Raw genomic sequence first — 18,710 nt, 5'->3', positions numbered from 1 at the left:
CTGTCCCGGTCCGGCCGGGTCGAGGAAAGGAACCGGAGCAGCGACATGGCCGAGCTCACGATTCGTCCCGAGGAGATCCGGGACGCCCTGGATACAGCAGTCTCCTCCTATCAGATTGGCTCCACCACGAAGGACGAGGTCGGGCACGTCACCGAGTCGGCCGATGGTATCGCCCGCGTTGAGGGCCTGCCAGGCGTGATGGCCAACGAACTCGTTCATTTCCAGGACGGCACCCTGGGCCTCGCCTTGAACCTTGAACTTCGCGAAATCGGCTGCGTTGTGCTCGGTGAATTCACCGGGATCGAAGAGGGTCAGGAAGTGCACCGGACCGGAGAAGTGCTGTCTGTCCCCGTTGGCGACGGATACCTCGGCCGCGTAGTCGACGCGATGGGGTCCCCGATCGACGGCCTCGGCGAGATCAAGTCGACTGGTCGGCGTGCTCTGGAACTTCAGGCTCCCACCGTGATGCAGCGCAAGAGCGTTAAGGAACCGCTGCAGACGGGGATCAAGGCGATCGACGCCATGACCCCGATCGGTCGTGGACAGCGCCAGCTCATCATCGGCGACCGCCAGACCGGTAAAACCGCCATTGCAACCGACACCATCATTAACCAGAAGTCCAACTGGGAGTCCGGGGACCCGTCGAAGCAGGTGCGTTGCATCTACGTCGCAATTGGTCAGAAGGGCTCGACCATCGCCTCTGTGCGCAGCGCGCTCGAAGAGGCCGGCGCCATGGAGTACACCACCATCGTGGCTGCGCCTGCTTCCGACCCCGCAGGCTTTAAGTACATTGCTCCGTACACCGGTTCGGCTATCGGCCAGCACTGGATGTACGAAGGCAAGCACGTTCTGATCGTGTTTGATGACCTGTCCAAGCAGGCCGAAGCATACCGAGCCGTGTCCCTGCTTTTGCGTCGTCCGCCGGGCCGTGAAGCCTACCCGGGTGACGTGTTCTACCTGCACTCTCGTTTGCTCGAACGCTGTGCGAAGCTGTCCGACGATATGGGCGGGGGATCGATGACCGGGCTCCCGATCATCGAAACCAAAGCGAATGACGTCTCTGCCTATATTCCGACCAACGTTATTTCGATTACGGACGGTCAATGCTTCCTGCAATCCGACCTTTTCAACGCAAATCAGCGCCCCGCCGTGGACGTCGGTATTTCAGTGTCCCGCGTGGGTGGTAGCGCCCAGATCAAGGCTATGAAGTCGGTGTCGGGCACCCTGAAAATTTCACTGGCGCAGTATCGCGACCTGGAATCCTTCGCCATGTTCGCCTCCGACCTCGACGCGGCCTCCAAGCATCAGCTTCAGCGTGGCGCTCGATTAATGGAACTGCTCAAGCAGAATCAGTACTCGCCGTACCCGGTTGAGGAACAGGTTGTCTCCATCTGGGCAGGTAGCACGGGTAAGTTCGACGATATTGAAGTCGAAGAGGTGCTGGCGTTTGAGGCGTATCTTCTCGATCTTCTGCGTCGCAACGGCACCGTTCTGAGCCGGATTCGCGACACAGAGAAATTTGACTCCGACACCGAAGCTGAGCTGACCGCCATCCTCGATGAGGCCAAGCGGGAATTCCTAGCCGGCCGCACGAGCGATGCTGCGGTGGGTGAGAGCGAACAAGGTCGCCTCAGCGAAGACGAGGTGGATCAGGACCGCATTGTCCGGGGTCAGCGCTGAGGCCCGTCGGCAACGGCACGCCGGTGAGTTGACGAGGGAGAGATATGGGAGCCCAGCAAAGGGTTTATAAGAAGCGGATCCGGTCCGCTCAAGGCATGCAGAAGATCTTCAAGGCTATGGAGATGATTTCTGCGGCGCGCATCTCCAAAGCGCATGCCCGGGTGGAAGCAACCACCCCGTACGCCCAGGCCATCACCCAGGCCGTGGCGGCGGTGGCCACTCACTCGCGCGATGCCGGACACCCGTTTTTGAGCAGTCGGCAGGTCACGGGCAGAGCTGGGATTCTGCTCATTACCTCAGATCGAGGAATGGCCGGTTCATATTCCTCAAATGTGATCCGCGAGGCCGAACGTCTCATTAACACCCTCACCATTGATAAGGGTAAAGAGGTTGTTCTCTACACGGTTGGACGCAAAGGGCTGTCGTACTTCACCTTCCGCGAGCACCCCGTGGAACAGGCTTGGGCGCCATATGCCGAGGATGAGCTGGTAGCGCTCGGTCGCGAAGTTTCTCAGCGCGTACAGCACGATCTGCTGAGCGAGGATCCCGAAGTCCACATTGATGAGCTGTTCATCGTCGGGACCCGGTTTCTGAGCAGGTTCACTCAGGAAGCGCGAACGGCACGGTTGGTGCCGCTGGAAATTGTCGATGCGGATCCAGCGTCAGATGACGGCACCCCTCCGCCGCTCTACCCGCTGTATGAGTTCGCACCGGACCCCCACACCGTGCTCGATGCCCTGTTGCCGCGGTACGTCGAATCGCGCATCATCAACATCTTGATGCAGTCGGTTGCTTCGGAACATGCGGCGCGTCAGCGCGCGATGAGCACCGCCGCCGATAACGCGGAGACACAAATTCGCAAGTTCGTCCGCCTTGCGAACACCGCGCGCCAGGCAGAGATTACCCAGGAAATTACCGAGATCGTGGGCGGCGCTGACGCGCTGGCCGGCTCGGGTAGAAAAGAACGTTGACCGGGCGCGCAGCGGCCCTCCCATCGCGATAAGGAAGACGAGATGACTATCACCGAGACCGAGCAGACCACCACCGGGAGTGGCGGTACCGGCCGCGTCGCCCGGGTCACCGGCGCCGTTGTTGATATTGAATTCCCCCCTGGACAGATCCCCGATCTGTACAACGCCCTCACCGTCCCCATTGACTTGTCGGGCCAGGGCGAGGGTGAAAACTCATTCACACTCACCCTTGAGGTTGCTCAGCACCTTGGCGACGGCATGGTCCGTGCCATTGCGTTGAAGCCAACGGACGGTCTGGTCCGTGGAGCCCAGGTCACCGACACCGGCGCCCCGATTTCGGTGCCGGTGGGCGACTTCACCCTCGGCAAAGTTTTTGACGTGGTCGGCAACGTTCTCAACGTTGACGCCGAAGAACAGCTCAAAGTGACCGAGCGGTGGCCCATCCACCGCAAGGCGCCGTCCTTTGACCAGCTGGAATCCAAGACCCAGATGTTCGAGACCGGCATCAAAGTGATCGACTTGCTGACCCCGTACGTGCAGGGTGGCAAGATCGGTCTCTTCGGTGGCGCCGGCGTCGGCAAGACGGTGCTGATCCAGGAAATGATCTACCGCGTGGCCAACAACCACGACGGTGTGTCGGTGTTCGCCGGCGTCGGTGAGCGTACTCGTGAAGGTTGGGACCTGATCGAGGAAATGACCGAGTCCGGGGTTATTGAAAAGACCGCATTGGTGTTCGGTCAGATGGATGAACCGCCGGGCACCCGTCTGCGGGTTGCCCTGTCGGCATTGACCATGGCGGAATACTTCCGCGATGTGCAGAGCCAGGACGTGCTGCTGTTCATTGACAACATCTTCCGCTTCACTCAGGCGGGCTCAGAGGTCTCCACGCTGCTTGGACGCATGCCGTCCGCCGTGGGTTACCAGCCGAACCTCGCCGACGAAATGGGTGTTCTGCAGGAACGCATTACCTCAACCCGAGGCCACTCCATCACCTCGATGCAGGCAATTTACGTGCCCGCAGACGACTACACCGACCCGGCGCCGGCAACCACATTCGCCCACCTGGATGCAACCACGGAGCTATCTCGTGAAATCGCATCCCGTGGCCTCTACCCGGCTGTGGATCCGCTTGCCTCCACCTCACGAATCCTGGATCCGCGCTACATCGGTAAGGATCACTACGAGACCGCCGTGCGGGTTAAGCAGATTCTCCAGCGCAACAAAGAGCTTCAGGACATTATCGCGATGCTCGGTGTTGACGAGCTCAGCGAAGAGGATAAGGTCGTCGTTGCTCGCGCCCGCCGTATCCAACAGTTCCTCTCCCAGAACACCCATATGGCCAAGCAGTTCACCGGTGTGGACGGCTCTGACGTGTCCATCCGTGACACCATTGAGGGCTTCAAAGGCATCTGCAACGGGGAGTTTGACCATATCGCGGAGCAGGCGTTCTTTAACGTCGGCGGCATTGAAGACGTGCTGCGCAACTGGGACAAGATCCAGAAGGAACTGGCCCAGTGAGCACCGACTCGGTCAAAAAGGTTCTGCGGGTCACATTCGTGGCCGCTGACCGCACTCTGTGGAGCGGCGAAGCCTCCCAGGTTATTGCCCCTGCGGCGGACGGATCTCTTGGCATCATTCCCGGGATGATCCCGACTCTGTCGATTTTGCAGGAAGGTAATGTGCGCATTATTGGCACTGACCTGACCGAACGCCGAATGCATGTCACCGGTGGTTTCGTCTCAATTGACGAAGACGTCGTGACGTTGGTGGTTGACGAGGCTCAGGCTGTCGCACCGGCGACGGCTGGGCACTGAGGATATTGAGTTGAATGCCCCGACTGCTCTCGTTGTGGTCGGGGCATTACTCTGCCTTCTTGCCGGCGTGTATGTTGTCCGGCAATTTTGGATTTCGAGACAGCGCGGATCACTGGAATGCGCGATTTGGCGTCGCAGCGCATGGAAACACGGATGGCAGTTTGGCCTCATGCGTTACGGCACGTTGTCTCTGCGCTGGTACCGGGCTTTTTCTCTGCGCCCGTGGCCGTCCGTTGTGATTCGGCGCAACGATATTCAAGATATGACGCGCAGGCTCGTCGATAGCGGGCACCCCGGGATCGAGCCGCATTGTTTTGTTGAACTCACTCGATTCGATGGCCGCACCTTGCGATTGCTGATGTCCCGCCCTGCCTATAACGGGCTCGCCGCATGGATGGAAGCGGCGCCAGCCGGGGAAGACTGGCGCCGGTAACCGATGACGGTCAGCGGTAAGGCGGGTCTTGGCATTGTGAGCTAGGCCCGCCTCGCATCATCATTCGATGTCAGTGCCTGCCCGAAGCACAGTGTGCAGCGACAGGTCATGACCGGTCAATAAAAGATCTGCCCGCAGACCTGGGCGCAACGCACCAACCTGATCGCTGAGGCCCAACACTGTGGCTGGTGTTAGCGATGCGGCCCTGACCGCTGCGGACAGTTCGACCCGCGCTGTGCGTACGGCGAAGCGAACGACGTCGAGGAGCCGCGCGGTCCCACCCGCAATCGCGCCACCGTCGGTGAGCGTAGCAACGCCCTGCTCAACGGTGACTGCAAGAGAACCGAGTTCGTACTGGCCATCGGGCATTCCAGCCGCTGCCATCGCATCAGTAATCAAGGCGACATGCCCTGGCGCAGCGATGTCAAAAACGTAACGGATGGTTTCAGCAGAGGTGTGGACCCCGTCGGCAATTAGTTCGACCACCATTTTCCCAAGAGCAGCAGCATCCAGGCAGGTGAAAACCGGGCCTGAATCGCGGTGATGGATGGGCCGCATGCCATTGAACAGGTGGGTTGCCGTGGGAAGGGGGAACGGTGCGGTCCCTGAGGCAAGGGCTGCGAGTGACCATTCCAGTCCTGCTTCCATCGCATTAGCGTGCGCGTCGGTGTGGCCGAGTGAAGGGATTGCTCCGCCTTGGGCTAGCGCCTCGATGGCTTCGCGGGCCCCGGGTTGTTCAGGGGCAATGGTCATGGTGCGGATTGCGCCCCCGGACCGAGCGCAGAGGTCCGCTGTGAGGCCGGGGTCGGGGTCTTGAACCTGCGCCGGGTTTTGAGCTCCGCAGCGGTGCGGGGAAATAAAAGGGCCTTCGAGGTGGATCCCGGCGAGTTCGCCGCTGTGTACAAAAGGAGTGAGCAGGTCTACCCTCGTGCGCAGGGTGTCGGGTGATGCGGTCACGAGCGAAGCCACCAGCGAGGTGGTGCCCTGGCTGCGGTGAGCGTGAATGGCGGTGCGCACACTGTCTTCATCAGTGGCATCAGGGAATGAGGCGCCACCGCCGCCGTGACAGTGGATATCAACCAGCCCCGGCAGGATCAGGCCGTCATGGACTTCGACCGGGACATCGCGGGCATCTTCGGGGGCCTGTTCATGCGGCCCTACCCAGGAAATGTGCTGATCCTCGATGAGAACTAAAGCGTCGGGCAGAACCCGATCGGGAAGCACTGCGGTGCCGCGAAACGCCCGGCGGGTGGGGTGGTTGCTGTGAACTTGCTGATCGTGTGGGGTGGAATGGGTATCGATGCTGTTCATGATGTTCTTCCCGGGGCGATGGTGTGCTTTGTGAAACAGGATCAAAAGAGGCGAGAGTCGGCGTCGTCGATTCCGCGTAGGGCGTCGTAATCCAGGGTGACGCACCGGATTCCTCGGTCGGTTGCGAGGACACGTGCTTGGGGCTTAATGACTTGGGCCGCGAAAACACCGTGAACCGGGGCGAGCAGGGGATCTCTGTTGAGTAGTTCCAGATAACGGGTGAGCTGTTCAACCCCGTCGATCTCTCCCCGTCGTTTGATTTCGACCGCGACACTAGTGCCGGTGGCGTCGCGGGCGAGGATATCTACCGGGCCGACAGCGGTTGGGTATTCACGGCGTACCAGTGCGTACCCGTTACCCAGGGTTTCAATATTGTCAGCCAGCAGCTGTTGTAAATGGGCTTCGACGCCGTCTTTGACTAGTCCTGGATCGACACCGAGGTCGTGCTGAGTGTCTTGGTGAATGGCATGAAGGGAAATATGAAGACTGTCGCCGGTTTTAGTGTGGGTCACCACCCAGCGTTCTAACCACGGATCGTCGGGGCTGGGTTGCTCGACCCGCAGGGTGCAGGGCGGAGACATCCAATTCAGCGGTTTGTAGCTGCCGCCGTCAGAATGTATGAGGACGCTTCCGTCCGCTTTGACCATGATGACGCGGTCAGCGAGTGGAAGATGGGCTTGGAGACGGCCGGTGTAATCAACGGCGCAGGAAGCTACAACAAGTCGCACTCTGACAGCCTAGTGGATCGCGATCCTTGCTCAACCGCGTGATAATGCTCTCCCGGATGTTCAAGAGAGCTTCAGATTCATTGCCTCAACCTCTATCACTGCCCGTATCGTAGATAGACAGCGTGCAATGACTACCCAGGGGCAGATGAGCCACAGTCTTGTGCTTGGTAGGTATCGCTGTAGCAGCTCTGTTCCTTCGACATTAGCCTCAAGGACACGAACGGGAGATCGACACGTGCGAAAAGTTCTGGCGGCCGTTGCCATCGTCATCGGCCTGATCGGTATCGCTATCGGCGTGGGCGGGCAAACCGTCTGGGCGCCGCCGCGTGAACATCGCGCGAGCGTCACTATTAAAGACCCGGGCCCAGCGGTCCTGATCGATCCCGGTGTGCTGTATGTGGGGGGAGCCGCTGGCACATTGACGGTTACGGCACCCGACGGACGCGATGTGGTGATGACAACCGCGGCGAACGGCGATATTACCCAGTGGCTGGGCGAGACCCGTTATACCCGGGTCAGTGGGGTCCCGACGTGGGAGACGCTCTCGACAGTCACGGAGCATCCGAAAGGATCGAACGAACTTCCCGACCCCAAGGCTTCTGATCTGTGGCGGCACCAGGTCGTCCGCAAGGGAACGCTGAATGTTTCAATCGCGGAATTCGCACAGGAGGAAGGCTACGGGTCAGGCAAACTCAAGCAGCCGTTTAGGTCAGTTTTGCTCACGACCGATGGTAAACAGCCTGCCCCGGGCACGATCACTATTTCGTGGAAGAGCAATGCGAGCAATTCGTGGGTGCCGTTTGCCTACGTGATCGGAGCATTACTCATCGTCGGCGGGATCGCGGTTTTAGTGATCGAGATTCGTAAGGCTCGTCGGGGCGAGGATGGGTCCAAGGATGACAAGTCCGGGGCGACGGGACCGAACGGGGATGATGCTGATTCCGGTGCGGATTCTGATTCTGATGCTTCCGATGAGTCTTCTGACGGATCGGATAAGGCTGTTGCCCCCTCCCTTGAGGAGGGCACGGATACCGAGCGGGATAAACCGGCGGATGGCTCGCGGCCTGAGTCTGGGGCGAAACTGACGCCGTCCAGCTCCGCGCTGACGACATCTAGCTCCTCATTGACGCCATCTAGCTCCGGCCCGTCGGCCTCAGCAGCATCGAGCCTGCCTGGGACGAGTCCGGCGGCAGTGCCGACTTTCGGATTGGACGATGACCATTCGGGTGATGGTCAGCGGACTCCTACGACGCAACGTCCCGGGATGACGTCCACCGGTGGCATGACGGGTCTGAATGCGGCAGACAGCGCGACCAGGCGCGGACGGCGCGAGGGCACGAAACCTACGGCCTCGGAAAACCATACTGACGCTTTGACGAGCCTCCCGGACGAAAAACCCAACGGTGACGAGAACAGAGGAAGACATCGATGACAGCCCGACCAAGCCGCCGTGCCCTCGGGATCGGCGCGATTTCCGCATCTGCTCTTGTGCTCGCTGGATGCGGCGGAAAAGACGGACCCCCCGCGGTTAATCCGGGACCGAAACCTGTTCCCACCCCGGTGGTTGATGAGCAGCAGTACACCAAGGTGGTAGCGCAGACGGTTCAGGCGCTCAACGCTGCCGATGAGAAACGCGACGCCGCACTGCTCGCGCCCCGCATCGTGGGGTCGGCAGCGGAGTTTCGCACCGCCACCTACGGGATCATTAGTAAATTCGATAAATGGGCCAAGGAACTGCAGCGGTTTTCAACCACCTCAGCTTTGCGGGTACCCACCTCTGACGGGACATTCCCACGAACCGTGTTCGCGTTCCTCAACGCACAGGATCCTAAGCTTCCGGTCTACATTGTGATCTTTCAGCAGAAGGATGCACGATCTCCCTACACGACCTGGGGCTGGGCGCCACAGGGAGCCAAGGTTCCTAAAGTGGGTATCCCGAACCCAGCGGTCGGCGCTGCAGAAGTTCCGATTGATGCGAAAGATCTGGTGCTCAGCCCGCAGGATGCACTATCGACCTATGCCGAGGTACTGGGTTCAGGTTTAACCGATCAAACCCGGGCGGTGATGATCGAGGACACCTATATCTCCCGGCAGTGGCGGGATATTTGGGAAGATCGGAAAACGATCAGCACCGAAGAGGGAGACGGCGCGGATGAAGTCGCCACGGTGATCGAAAAGTACACCGTGCATCCGGGTGAATATGCCGGTATTAGAACCGAAAATGGCGGGGCTCTGATCGCTGGGGCGCTGCGTTCGACCCGCACCTTCACGGTGAATCGGGGCGCCAAGATTTTCTATAGGAACCCCAACCCGATCACTGTGCTGGCTGGGAAGCAGGAGTTTAGGACCAAGCTGGAGATCAATAGCGGCGAGATTGTGGTCCTGTATGTTCCACCTAAGGAAGGTGGAGCAAAGATGCAGGGGATCGGCGGCTCCAAGGTTTTGCTGTCGGCTTCCGGCACCTAAACGGAATCTTTGCCCTGTCCCGGCGCAGGTTATCCAGAGCAGTCCCCTCGGATCTTTCTGGATGCCCTTAGGCTTGAACCACCAGTGTCCGACGATTATCCGGAGTGTGCCATGACCGATCCGTACGGCCTTATTGACCTTGCCTCGCTGAAGAATCCTGCAAACGCGGAGGGCGCAAGTTCGTTAGCGTCGTCCAGTTCCTACGAGGTGGAGATCAACGAAACCACGCTGCCAAAGGTGGTGGAAGAAACTAAGCGTCGTGCCCTGCTGGTCGTGGTGACGTCCTCGCGTGTCCCGGGCAACGATGATTTTCTGGCTACCATGCGTGACCTGGTGGCAGCGAAAAACGGGGCGATCACGCTTGGAGTGGTGGATGCCGATAAGGATCCGCGTGTCGCCGCTGCTTTGAGGCCGCAACAGCTGCCGACCACCATGCTGATTACCGCAGGTCAGGTGCAACCGCTGTTCCAGGGGGCACACGGACGGGATCAGCTCGCCCCGGTTATTGACGAAGTGGTACGGCTTGCTGCCGAACAGGGCCTGGATACGTCTGGTGTTCCGCAGGACGCAGAGCCTGAATTACCGCCGCTGCATCAGGCGGCTGTCGATGCAATTGAACGCTCGGATATTCCGGCTGCCATTGCCGCGTATGAGGAAGCACTTGCGGAAAATCCGGCGGATAGCGAAGCGAAGGCTGGTCTTGCCAGTGTCCGCCTCATGCAGCGTACGGAGGAATTGGATGCGGCGTCGGCGCGCCAGGCAGCTGCGGAGAATCCTCTTGATCTCGATGCGCAGCTGACGGTGGCAGATCTTGACCTGTTGGGTGGGCATGTTGAGGACGCCTTCGCTCGGCTGCTGGATCTAACTCGCGATGCGGTGCGTGCAGGTGATACGGACCGCCGCGATGAGGTGAAGACACGCCTTTTGGATTACTTCGAGATCACCGGTGCCCAGGATCCTCGGGTGGCTGCTGCACGCCGTAAGCTCGGGTCGCTTTTATTCTGAGCTCATGCTGAGGTCAGGTAGTTGGTGAGGGTAGATCGCGACCCCGGATTTCCCCGTATCTATAACGCCACAACCTACCTATAGCATGACGGCCCGTCTCGCGTAGTGCTGAGACGGGCCGTCATGTTCTGCGATCTTTTGAGGTTGAGCGCAGTTGGTGGGGTGTTACAACGTGCTCTGCGAGGAGTTGCTCTGTCGGGCTGGAACGAACACCACGGCCCCGAGCGGGGGCAGGCTAAGCCGTGCTGAGCAGGGACGACCATACATCCCCATGCCCTCGGCGTGAATACGTCCCAGATTCCCTACGCCGCCTCCGCCATACACGGGAGCATCGGTGTTGAGCACTTCAACCCATTCCCCGCCTTCGGGCAGGGGAACGTGGTAATCATGCCAGGGGACCGACGAGAAGTTCACCGCGACCAGGGCGCAGTTGCCATCATCGTCTTTACGCAAAAACACCAGTACATTTTGACCGGAGTCGTCGGAAATTAACCATTCAAAACCGGCGGGATCATGATCAAGCGCCCACAGGGCGGGCTGCTCGCGTTCAAGTCGATTCAAATCGCGAACCAGCTGCTGTGCCCCGCGGTGAAGGGGGTAATCCAAGAGCCACCATTGCAGGCCGAGGGTTTCTGACCACTCGGTTCCCTGTGCGAACTCAGAGCCCATAAACAGCAACTGCTTGCCGGGGTGAGTCCACATGAAGGCGAGGTAAGCGCGCAGTGTGGCGTGTTGCTGCCACTCATCGCCGGGAGTTTTACGCAAAAGTGAGGCTTTGCCGTGCACCACTTCGTCGTGACTAATCGGCAGGATGAAGTTCTCCGAGTACTGGTAGACCATGGAGAAAGTCAGCTCATTGTGATGGTACTGGCGATGCACCGGGTCCGTTCCGATGTAACTGAGCGTGTCGTGCATCCATCCCATGTTCCACTTCAAGCCAAAGCCGAGACCGCCCGCATCCGTAGGTTTAGTAACGCCTGGGAACGAGGTGGACTCCTCGGCGATCATCACTACGCCTGGAACGCGTTTATACACGGTCGCGTTGACTTCCTGGAGGAAGTCAATGGCTTCAAGGTTCTCTCGGCCGCCGTGAATATTTGGTAGCCACTGGCCATCGGCCCGCGAATAGTCGAGATACAGCATGGAGGCCACGGCATCGACGCGCAGGCCGTCAATGTGGAACTCTTCGAGCCAGTAACAGGCGTTAGCAACCAGGAAGTTGCGCACTTCGCGGCGGCCGACATCGAAGATCAGAGTTCCCCAATCCGGGTGTTCACCGCGGCGAGGATCTGGATGCTCGTATAGACAGGTGCCGTCAAAACGGGCTAGGGCCCATTCGTCCTTCGGGAAATGGGCTGGGACCCAGTCCAAAATGACGCCGATATTAGCGCGATGCAGCGCATCAATGAGGTAGCGGAAGTCATCTGGGGAACCAAAACGGGACGTTGGTGCGTAGTAGGAGGTCACCTGGTAGCCCCAGGAACCACCGAACGGATGCTCAGCGACCGGGAGAAACTCGACATGAGTGAAACCAAGATCGGTCACATACTCCACCAGCTCGTCGGCAAGCTGCCGGTAATCCAGACCGGGTCGCCAGGAACCGAGGTGCACCTCATAAACCGACATCCGTGACGTGTGGGGGTCGCGGTCCGCCCGGGCGATCAAATACTCGTTGTCATTCCAGGTGAACTCGGACGTCACCACAACACTGCCGGTCGCCGGAGGGACCTCGGTGTGCCGCGCCATGGGATCGGCTTTGTCGCGCCAGGTCCCATCCGGTCCCAGGATGCGCAGTTTGTAGACGGTGCCGTTGCCAACACCCGGGATGAAAAGCTCCCACACCCCGCTGGAGCCCAAGGTGCGCATGCAATGGCGTCGCCCGTCCCAGCCGTTAAATGAGCCAATCACCTGCACCGCTTGAGCATTAGGAGCCCACACGGTAAATGAGGTGCCCTCGACACCGCCGTGACGCATGGTGCGGGCACCGAGCGCGCGCCAGAGTTCCTCATGGCGGCCTTCCGCGATCAGGTGCAGATCCAGTTCTCCGACGGTGGGTAAGAAACGGTAGGGGTCCTCGATCAAGACCGGATCGTGCCCGGGTGCCCAGGTGATTCTCACGCGGTACTGATCAATCCAATCGGAGGTGAGCGCAACCACCCAAATACCGTCGTATTCGTGCTCCAGCGGGATAACTCTGTCCCCAGGGCCATCCGATATTCCCTGGGTGCTGTTCTCAACGGACCCGGGTAGAACCACCTCGACTGCGTGTGCCAAGGGCGCGAGCACCCGCAATGTCACGCCGGTTTTGTAGCGGTGGACACCGAGCACGGAATGCGGATCGTGATAGGAACCCGTGGCGACGGAACCGAGCACATGCTGGCTGGCGGGCATGATGGGGGCCCCGGCTTCGATTCTCTGCTCGGCCTTTGACGCCGTATGGCGGGTGTCATCGTTCGTCATGGGAATCCTCCTCGATTCGTACGATGCGCAGAATATGTGCTGGTCGGTGGTCGGCGGACAAAATGACAAAGGGGTCAGCGGTCCAGTGGAATCGTTCGCCGGTGAGCAGGTCCTCCACGTCAAAGTCGGCGCCCGGAGGAAGGCCGAGTGAATCCAGGTCGAGGTGTAGCGAGCTGTAGGCCTCGCCATGGTGCTCCGTCATGCATACAACAAGGACGGTGTCGCTGTGGCCTGACGGCGAGGCCTGGGCATCTAGGTGCTTGGAGAACACGATGAGTCCTGGATGGTCTGCCCGATGGAATCTGATCGTGGTGAGGGTTTGGAGCGCCGGGTGGGCTCGCCGGATGTGATTGAGCTGCGTGATCAGCGGTTGCAAGGAACGTCCCGTGCGCAACGCGCTCTCGAAATCTCGCGGTTTGTATTCGTACTTTTCGTTATCGATCTGTTCCTCCACACCGGGCCGAGGAACAGATTCGATGAGCTCGTAGCCGCTGTACACACCCCAGGTAGGGACCAGGGTTGCAGCAAGCACAGCGCGCAGGCGGAAAGCATTCATTCCGCCGTACGACATAAAGGGCGTGAGAATGTCGTGCGTGGTGGGCCAGAAGCTGGGCCGCATATACGGGGCGGCGGCAACCAGTTCTTCTAAGTATTCACGCAGTTCAGACGGGGTGTGCCGCCATGTGAAGTAAGTGTAGGACTGGTGGAATCCGACCTTACCCAGGGTATGCATCATGGCGGGGCGGGTGAATGCTTCGGCGAGGAACAGCACCTGCGGATGTCGCTCATCGAACTCCGCCAGCAGCTGCTCCCAAAAACGGACCGGTTTGGTATGCGGATTATCGACGCGGAACGCCGTTACCCCAGCCTCAACCCACATGTCCAGAACATCGCGGATAGCGCAATACAGCCCCTCATAGTCCGTGTCGAAACTCAAGGGGTAGATGTCTTGATACTTTTTGGGCGGGTTTTCGGCGTAGGCGATAGTGCCATCAGCCCGCACGGTAAACCACTCGGGATGCTCCTGCACCCACGGATGATCTGGCGAACACTGCAAGGCGAGATCGAGCGCGACTTCGAGACCGAGTTCGCGGGCCCGGGAGACAAAAAACCGAAAGTCTTCCATCGTCCCAAGATCGGGGTGGATCGCATCGTGACCGCCGTCGGGGGAGCCGATCGCATATGGCGAACCCGGGTCACCATCGACGGCTTCTAAAGTGTTGTTGCGTCCTTTGCGAAACGTCGTGCCGATCGGATGGATGGGCGTCAGGTAGACCACGTCAAAGCCCATATCGGCGATTCGAGGCAGATCGTTGGCTGCGGTGCGCAGCGTTCCCGATACCCAGCCCCCGTCGTCGGGGGAAAACCGGGCCCCGATCGAGCGCGGGAAAATCTCGTACCAGGAGCCGAACAGGGCGCGCTGACGATGGACGATGAGGTGGGTCGGCTCAGAGTAGGTCACTCCATCGCGCAGCGGGCGTTGGCGCATTGCGGCGGCCATATCGGCGGCGATTGCGGGGGCCAGGCGTGCTTCGGGCGGGAGCGAAGTGCTGCGTAGGCAGTCGATAGCGGCCTGTGCGAGTACCCGGTCTTGTTGGGGGCGCAGGCCACGGTGGTGTTCATCGACAACTCGCTGTAGCAGCCGCACCCCCTCAAGCAACATCAACTCGACGTCTTGGCCTGCGGACACCTTGATTGGCGCGTCATGTCGCCAGGTGTCGTAGGGGGAGCTGAAGGACTCAATCGTGAGTGTCCAATGGCCTTCGCGGTCAGGGCGCGCGTGCCCTTCCCAATAATCCAGGCCAGGATTGGAACAGGTCAAGGGGAGGCGAGAGTGTTCCTTGCCGTCGGGGTCAGACAAAACGACCTGCACTCCGAGAGCGTCGTGGCCTTCTCGGAACACAGTTGCTGTGACGGGGATAGTTTCCCCCGCGACACACGAGGCGGGAAAGCGACCGTGATCAACCCACGGGGAATGCTTGACAATCGGAATTCGTCCGATGCCGCTGTTTAAGCTGCTGGCACTCTTCAACTCTTTGCCGCTATTCGAGTTGACCCCATTATCCGGCTCGGTACCGACCGCAATGCCGTGAACAGCTCGGTTCATCATGTTGCCTCTCATCGGTATGAGCCCCTCGGCTACGTTGTCCCGCCGGTGATCGACCTTGGCTCGCACCACCGAACTGCAGCATCTGGCCTACCTCAGCGGGGCCTTTAGCAGCAGTGCTTTAAGCCTACTGGGTTGATACCTCCGGCGAAGGGACTACGGGTATGCAGTCCTGTTCTTCCCGATGTTCTCTGTGATTGTTGCTGTTCTCTGCGGCGATCAGATCAGGGTGCGGTGAGGCCAGGGCGGCGATCAGATCAGGTGCCCGGCAGCTCAAGAACAACGATGCTGGGCCCGGGCATATCGATCGCCGATTCGATAATGCGACCGTTTGTTAACTGCCCAGTAGGTTCGGATGCAAAAACAACCCGAGCGACGCTATCGGTCCACGGAGCCGGTGGCAGAATCACGCGGCATGGTTCATGACCTCCGTGCATGATCAGCAGAAGACTGCGGTAGGGAATCTCTGCAAACCCGTCCCTATCTACTCGGGGTGCTGAAACTGTGGAAATGGGCAGTGGCATGCCAGGAAGCAGCGCAATCAGTGTGTTGCGACGGGGATCGGCCCAGGACTCATGGCTCATCCGATCTCCACGTTCATCAAACCAAGCTACGGATCGCGGACCGTCCGACCCATTGCGCGCGTCCCTCAGGAACGTTTCAGGCCGTAACTGCGGGTATCGACGACGGATAGCCAGAAGCTCACGCACCGTAGCCCTGAAATCTTTTTGCAGCTCAGTATGGTCCCAGGCAACCCAGGTGGTCTCGTTATCGAGACAGTACGCGTTATTGTTCCCGCGCTGTGTGCGCAGCACTTCGTCGCCCGCCGTCAGCATCGGTGTGCCTGCACTCAGCAGCAGAGTAGCCATGAGGTTTCGAGCTGATCGAGACCGGCGCCGCATGAGGTCATGCCTTACCTCATCGGACAGATCGGAAGGCTCCCCTTCGACGCCGTGATTGTAGGACCGGTTGGAGCTGCTACCGTCCCGGTTGTCTTCCCCGTTCGCTTCGTTATGTTTGCGCTCGTACGCCGTTAAGTCATACAGGGTGAAGCCGTCGTGCGCGGTCACGAAATTGACCGACGCATAGGGGGTGCGCATATGGCGTCCTGACGGCAGGCCAGCCGGATCGCCGCACGTAAACAAATCAGCTGAGCCGGCCAGGCGCGTCGCGAGGTCACGCACTCCGCCGAACCCATCGTCTTCTCCGCGTTGTCGCGCAGCAGGCCGCTCGAGCCAGAAGGTGCGGGTATCGTCACGGAAATGGTCGTTCCATTGGGCAAACGGTGTTGGGAATCGTCCTGTTTGCCAGCCATCCCAGCCGATATCCCACGGTTCAGCGATCAGTTTGACCTGACTGAGCACAGGATCCGTTTGGATAGCAGCTAGCAGCGGGTGATCGGGACGGAAGTCGCGCTCCCCGCGGCCGAGCGCTGTTGCGAGGTCAAATCGGAACCCGTCGATATGACATTGCTCCACCCAGTACCGCAAAGAGTCCAAAATCAATCGCCGCACATGATGCGACTGAACATTCACGGTGTTTCCGACTCCGGTGACGTCATCGAAATTGCCACCGTTCACGCGGTAATACTCGAGGGTATCCAACCCCCGCAAAGATAGCGTCGGTCCCTGCGCGCCCGCTTCTGCGGTGTGGTTGTAGACTACGTCCAGCACCACTTCAATACCCGCGGCGTGCAGGGACGCCACCATGGTTTTGAACTCGTGGACCACAGCTTGGGCCCCGCCGCGTTGAGCCGCTTGAGTTGCGTACTGCGGGTTGGGAGCGAAAAACCCCAGGGTGTTGTATCCCCAGTAGTTGGTGAGGCCGCATCGGACCAGATGCGCTTCGTCCATCATGGCGTGCATCGGCAATAACTCGACGGTGGTCACTCCGAGGTCTCGGAGATACGAGGTCACTGCCTCGTGCCCTAAGCCTGCGTAGGTGCCTCGTAGCGCGGCGGGAAGCGCCTGTAACTGACGGGTGAAACCGCGAACATGTAGCTCATAAATCACGGTGTCCCGCCAGGGAATGCGCACAGGAGCGTCCCCGTTCCAATCAAACGTGTTGCTCACGACGACCGAGTGCACCATGTGATCGCCGTTATCGACGGGATCTGGATCCCAGGAGCTCGGTCGCAACATGGAGTCGACTGGGGTAGAAAACATGGAGGCCAGCAATGTTGAGACGTGAGAGACCCCGCGGGTATACGGATCAACGAGCAATTTATGTGGGTTGTACCAAAAACCCGCGGATGGATCCCAGCGGCCATGCGCTCGAATTCCGTAATGGGTGCCGGGAGACATGCCTTCGACCTCGTCCCACCACACACCGTCCCAGTACTGCTGCAACCGAACTCTATGCTCGGTGCCTGACCTCATAATGCACAGGTCAACTGCTTGGGCTCGCGGGGCCGCTACTGCGAATGTCCCCCGGCCAGCGGAATCGATGGTGAGCCCCAGCGGTGGATGGAGAGGAGAGCTACTCGCGCATGATGACACCGGAACATCATTGCATTGGGCGGGTTAGGATCAGGACCAGTCATAAGAACCCGACCAAACGGGAGAGTCATTACCTATGGATTCGGTGGTTGTCGGCGATTCGTCGACGAGTTCGGGCAAGGAACCCGCCCGCGATGGCCGCGGGGTGTCTCAGGAGGATAATCGGGCACTTCGCGAGGGGAAAACCAGGCCGTCTCGCGTGGATATCGTCCTGCCGAAGCCAGCAAAGATCACTCGCCATCACGCGGTGCCGCCGGAGGACCTGGAACGAGCCGTTGAGATTACGCGCACAATTTCTCGGGTGTTCGCATCTCGGGTGGTCGGACAGGAAAACTTGCGCGTTGCTCTGTTGACCACCTTGGCAGCTAAAGGTCACGTTTTGATGGAGTCTGTGCCTGGCCTTGCGAAAACGACAGCTGCTCAGGCCCTAGCAACTGCCATCGGGGGGACCTTTCATCGGATCCAGTGCACGCCTGACTTAATGCCGAACGACATTATCGGCACCCAGATTTTCAATTATCGGACCGGAAATTTTACGACTCAGCTCGGTCCGGTGCACGCCAATGTGGTGCTGCTCGACGAGATCAACCGTTCTAGCGCTAAAACTCAGTCGGCGATGCTCGAAGCCATGCAGGAGAAACAAACCTCTATCGGCGGAGAGATCTATCGGCTTCCCGATCCTTTTATGGTGTTGGCTACGCAAAACCCGATTGAAGAGGAAGGCACGTATGTTCTTCCTGAAGCGCAGATGGACCGATTTTTGATCAAGGAAGTGCTCACCTACCCTCAGCCTGCTGAAGAGCATGAGATCCTCGATCGATCCACGGAGGGCCGGCTCCAGGCGCCTGAACAGGCGGTTGATTCCGTGACGATGGACGATGTCTTGTTTCTTCAAAGAACCGTCAATGCTGTGTATGTGCACCCGGAGATTAAGCGGTACGTGGTGGACCTGATTTTCACTACCCGCGGATCGGGCCCGCGTCCGGTGCGAAACATTGACCAGTCTGTGCGGGTGGGTGCATCCCCTCGTGGATCGCTCGCTCTGATGCGAATCGGGCAGGCATATGCCCTGTTGTGCGGACGAGATTATGTCGTTCCCGATGACATACGGGCAATGCGGCACAGTGTGCTGCGCCATCGGTTGGTCCTGACTTTCGATGCCCTAGCGGCGGGACAAACAACCGAGGATATTATCGACACCGTCTTTACCACCGTTCCGGCGCCCTGAGGCGAGTCT

The 18,710-nt window shown here is 59.7% G+C and carries 14 protein-coding genes; 9 read left to right on the top strand and 5 right to left on the bottom strand.

All coding sequences use genetic code 11. The features are described 5' to 3' along the window. The first annotated feature begins 45 nt into the window (after positions 1 to 45). The 5 genes from atpA to BN1724_RS03530 are packed head-to-tail and all read left to right on the top strand — an operon-like array spanning position 46 to position 4,898. The gene (atpA, locus tag BN1724_RS03550; protein ID WP_058234260.1) at positions 46 to 1,680 is read left to right on the top strand and encodes a F0F1 ATP synthase subunit alpha; all 1,635 of its coding nucleotides are present in this window, start codon (positions 46 to 48) and stop codon (positions 1,678 to 1,680) included. A gap of 44 nt (positions 1,681 to 1,724) precedes the next feature. Next, positions 1,725 to 2,651, top strand: a complete 927-nt coding sequence (locus BN1724_RS03545; protein WP_058234259.1) for a F0F1 ATP synthase subunit gamma — start codon at positions 1,725 to 1,727, stop codon at positions 2,649 to 2,651. Positions 2,652 to 2,693: 42 nt separating this feature from the next. Next, complete coding sequence (gene atpD, locus BN1724_RS03540; protein WP_058234258.1) at positions 2,694 to 4,169, top strand: F0F1 ATP synthase subunit beta; 1,476 nt, start codon at positions 2,694 to 2,696, stop codon at positions 4,167 to 4,169. After that, positions 4,166 to 4,465: a F0F1 ATP synthase subunit epsilon gene (locus tag BN1724_RS03535; RefSeq protein WP_231928142.1), complete on the top strand. Its 300-nt coding sequence runs from the start codon at positions 4,166 to 4,168 to the stop codon at positions 4,463 to 4,465. Before atpD ends, BN1724_RS03535 begins: the two co-directional genes overlap by 4 nt. A gap of 10 nt (positions 4,466 to 4,475) precedes the next feature. Next, positions 4,476 to 4,898, top strand: a complete 423-nt coding sequence (locus BN1724_RS03530; RefSeq protein ID WP_058234257.1) for a DUF2550 domain-containing protein — start codon at positions 4,476 to 4,478, stop codon at positions 4,896 to 4,898. 60 nt (positions 4,899 to 4,958) lie between these two features. Here the strand turns inward: BN1724_RS03530 and BN1724_RS03525 are convergent, their stop codons facing one another. Further along, entirely contained in the window at positions 4,959 to 6,209 is a 1,251-nt protein-coding gene (locus BN1724_RS03525) for an N-acetylglucosamine-6-phosphate deacetylase (protein ID WP_084252720.1), read from the bottom strand. A gap of 41 nt (positions 6,210 to 6,250) precedes the next feature. After that, positions 6,251 to 6,937, bottom strand: a complete 687-nt coding sequence (gene nucS / locus BN1724_RS03520) for an endonuclease NucS (protein ID WP_058234256.1) — start codon at positions 6,935 to 6,937, stop codon at positions 6,251 to 6,253. Between the two features lie 235 nt (positions 6,938 to 7,172). Here nucS and BN1724_RS03515 point away from each other — a divergent pair, with 235 nt between their 5' ends. From BN1724_RS03515 to BN1724_RS03505, 3 genes are all read left to right on the top strand, one after another. Next, positions 7,173 to 8,369 carry a hypothetical protein gene (locus BN1724_RS03515; protein ID WP_058234255.1) on the top strand — a complete coding sequence of 399 codons (1,197 nt, stop codon included), beginning with the start codon at positions 7,173 to 7,175 and terminating at the stop codon, positions 8,367 to 8,369. After that, positions 8,366 to 9,403: a hypothetical protein gene (locus BN1724_RS03510; protein ID WP_058234254.1), complete on the top strand. Its 1,038-nt coding sequence runs from the start codon at positions 8,366 to 8,368 to the stop codon at positions 9,401 to 9,403. The genes BN1724_RS03515 and BN1724_RS03510 overlap by 4 nt, the downstream gene beginning before the upstream one ends. A 111-nt stretch (positions 9,404 to 9,514) precedes the next feature. Continuing rightward, positions 9,515 to 10,408 (top strand): co-chaperone YbbN, encoded by an 894-nt coding sequence (locus BN1724_RS03505; RefSeq protein ID WP_058234253.1) that lies wholly within the window; start codon positions 9,515 to 9,517, stop codon positions 10,406 to 10,408. Positions 10,409 to 10,573: 165 nt separating this feature from the next. On the opposite strand, the gene glgB is transcribed toward BN1724_RS03505, so the two are convergent. The 3 genes from glgB to glgX all read right to left on the bottom strand — a co-directional run bounded on the left by glgB (position 10,574) and on the right by glgX (position 17,473). Further along, entirely contained in the window at positions 10,574 to 12,868 is a 2,295-nt protein-coding gene (glgB, locus tag BN1724_RS03500) for a 1,4-alpha-glucan branching protein GlgB (RefSeq protein WP_084252719.1), read from the bottom strand. After that, positions 12,855 to 14,978 (bottom strand): alpha-1,4-glucan--maltose-1-phosphate maltosyltransferase, encoded by a 2,124-nt coding sequence (locus BN1724_RS03495; protein ID WP_231928141.1) that lies wholly within the window; start codon positions 14,976 to 14,978, stop codon positions 12,855 to 12,857. Before BN1724_RS03495 ends, glgB begins: the two co-directional genes overlap by 14 nt. A gap of 254 nt (positions 14,979 to 15,232) precedes the next feature. Next, entirely contained in the window at positions 15,233 to 17,473 is a 2,241-nt protein-coding gene (glgX, locus tag BN1724_RS03490) for a glycogen debranching protein GlgX (RefSeq protein WP_058234252.1), read from the bottom strand. Between the two features lie 76 nt (positions 17,474 to 17,549). On the opposite strand from glgX, the gene BN1724_RS03485 reads away from it, so the two are divergent. Then, a complete protein-coding gene (locus BN1724_RS03485) occupies positions 17,550 to 18,701 on the top strand; it encodes an AAA family ATPase (protein WP_084252718.1) in 1,152 nt (383 codons plus the stop codon). Positions 18,702 to 18,710: the final 9 nt, after the last annotated feature.

It is taken from the genome of Devriesea agamarum, assembly GCF_900070355.1.
Lineage (GTDB): Bacteria > Actinomycetota > Actinomycetes > Actinomycetales > Dermabacteraceae > Devriesea > Devriesea agamarum.
Note: the sequence above shows the minus strand (reverse complement) of the source record. Positions and strands in the feature narration are given on the sequence as shown.

Bases quoted from the DNA above. Each gene is read 5' to 3' on its own strand.
- atpA (WP_058234260.1), top strand. From the start codon at position 46: ATGGCCGAGCTCACGATTCGTCCCGAGGAGATCCGGGACGCCCTGGAT.
- BN1724_RS03545 (WP_058234259.1), top strand. From the start codon at position 1,725: ATGGGAGCCCAGCAAAGGGTTTATAAGAAGCGGATCCGGTCCGCTCAA.
- atpD (WP_058234258.1), top strand. From the start codon at position 2,694: ATGACTATCACCGAGACCGAGCAGACCACCACCGGGAGTGGCGGTACC.
- BN1724_RS03525 (WP_084252720.1), bottom strand. From the start codon at position 6,209: ATGAACAGCATCGATACCCATTCCACCCCACACGATCAGCAAGTTCAC.
- BN1724_RS03510 (WP_058234254.1), top strand. From the start codon at position 8,366: ATGACAGCCCGACCAAGCCGCCGTGCCCTCGGGATCGGCGCGATTTCC.
- BN1724_RS03505 (WP_058234253.1), top strand. From the start codon at position 9,515: ATGACCGATCCGTACGGCCTTATTGACCTTGCCTCGCTGAAGAATCCT.
- glgB (WP_084252719.1), bottom strand. From the start codon at position 12,868: ATGACGAACGATGACACCCGCCATACGGCGTCAAAGGCCGAGCAGAGA.
- BN1724_RS03495 (WP_231928141.1), bottom strand. From the start codon at position 14,978: ATGATGAACCGAGCTGTTCACGGCATTGCGGTCGGTACCGAGCCGGAT.
- BN1724_RS03485 (WP_084252718.1), top strand. From the start codon at position 17,550: ATGGATTCGGTGGTTGTCGGCGATTCGTCGACGAGTTCGGGCAAGGAA.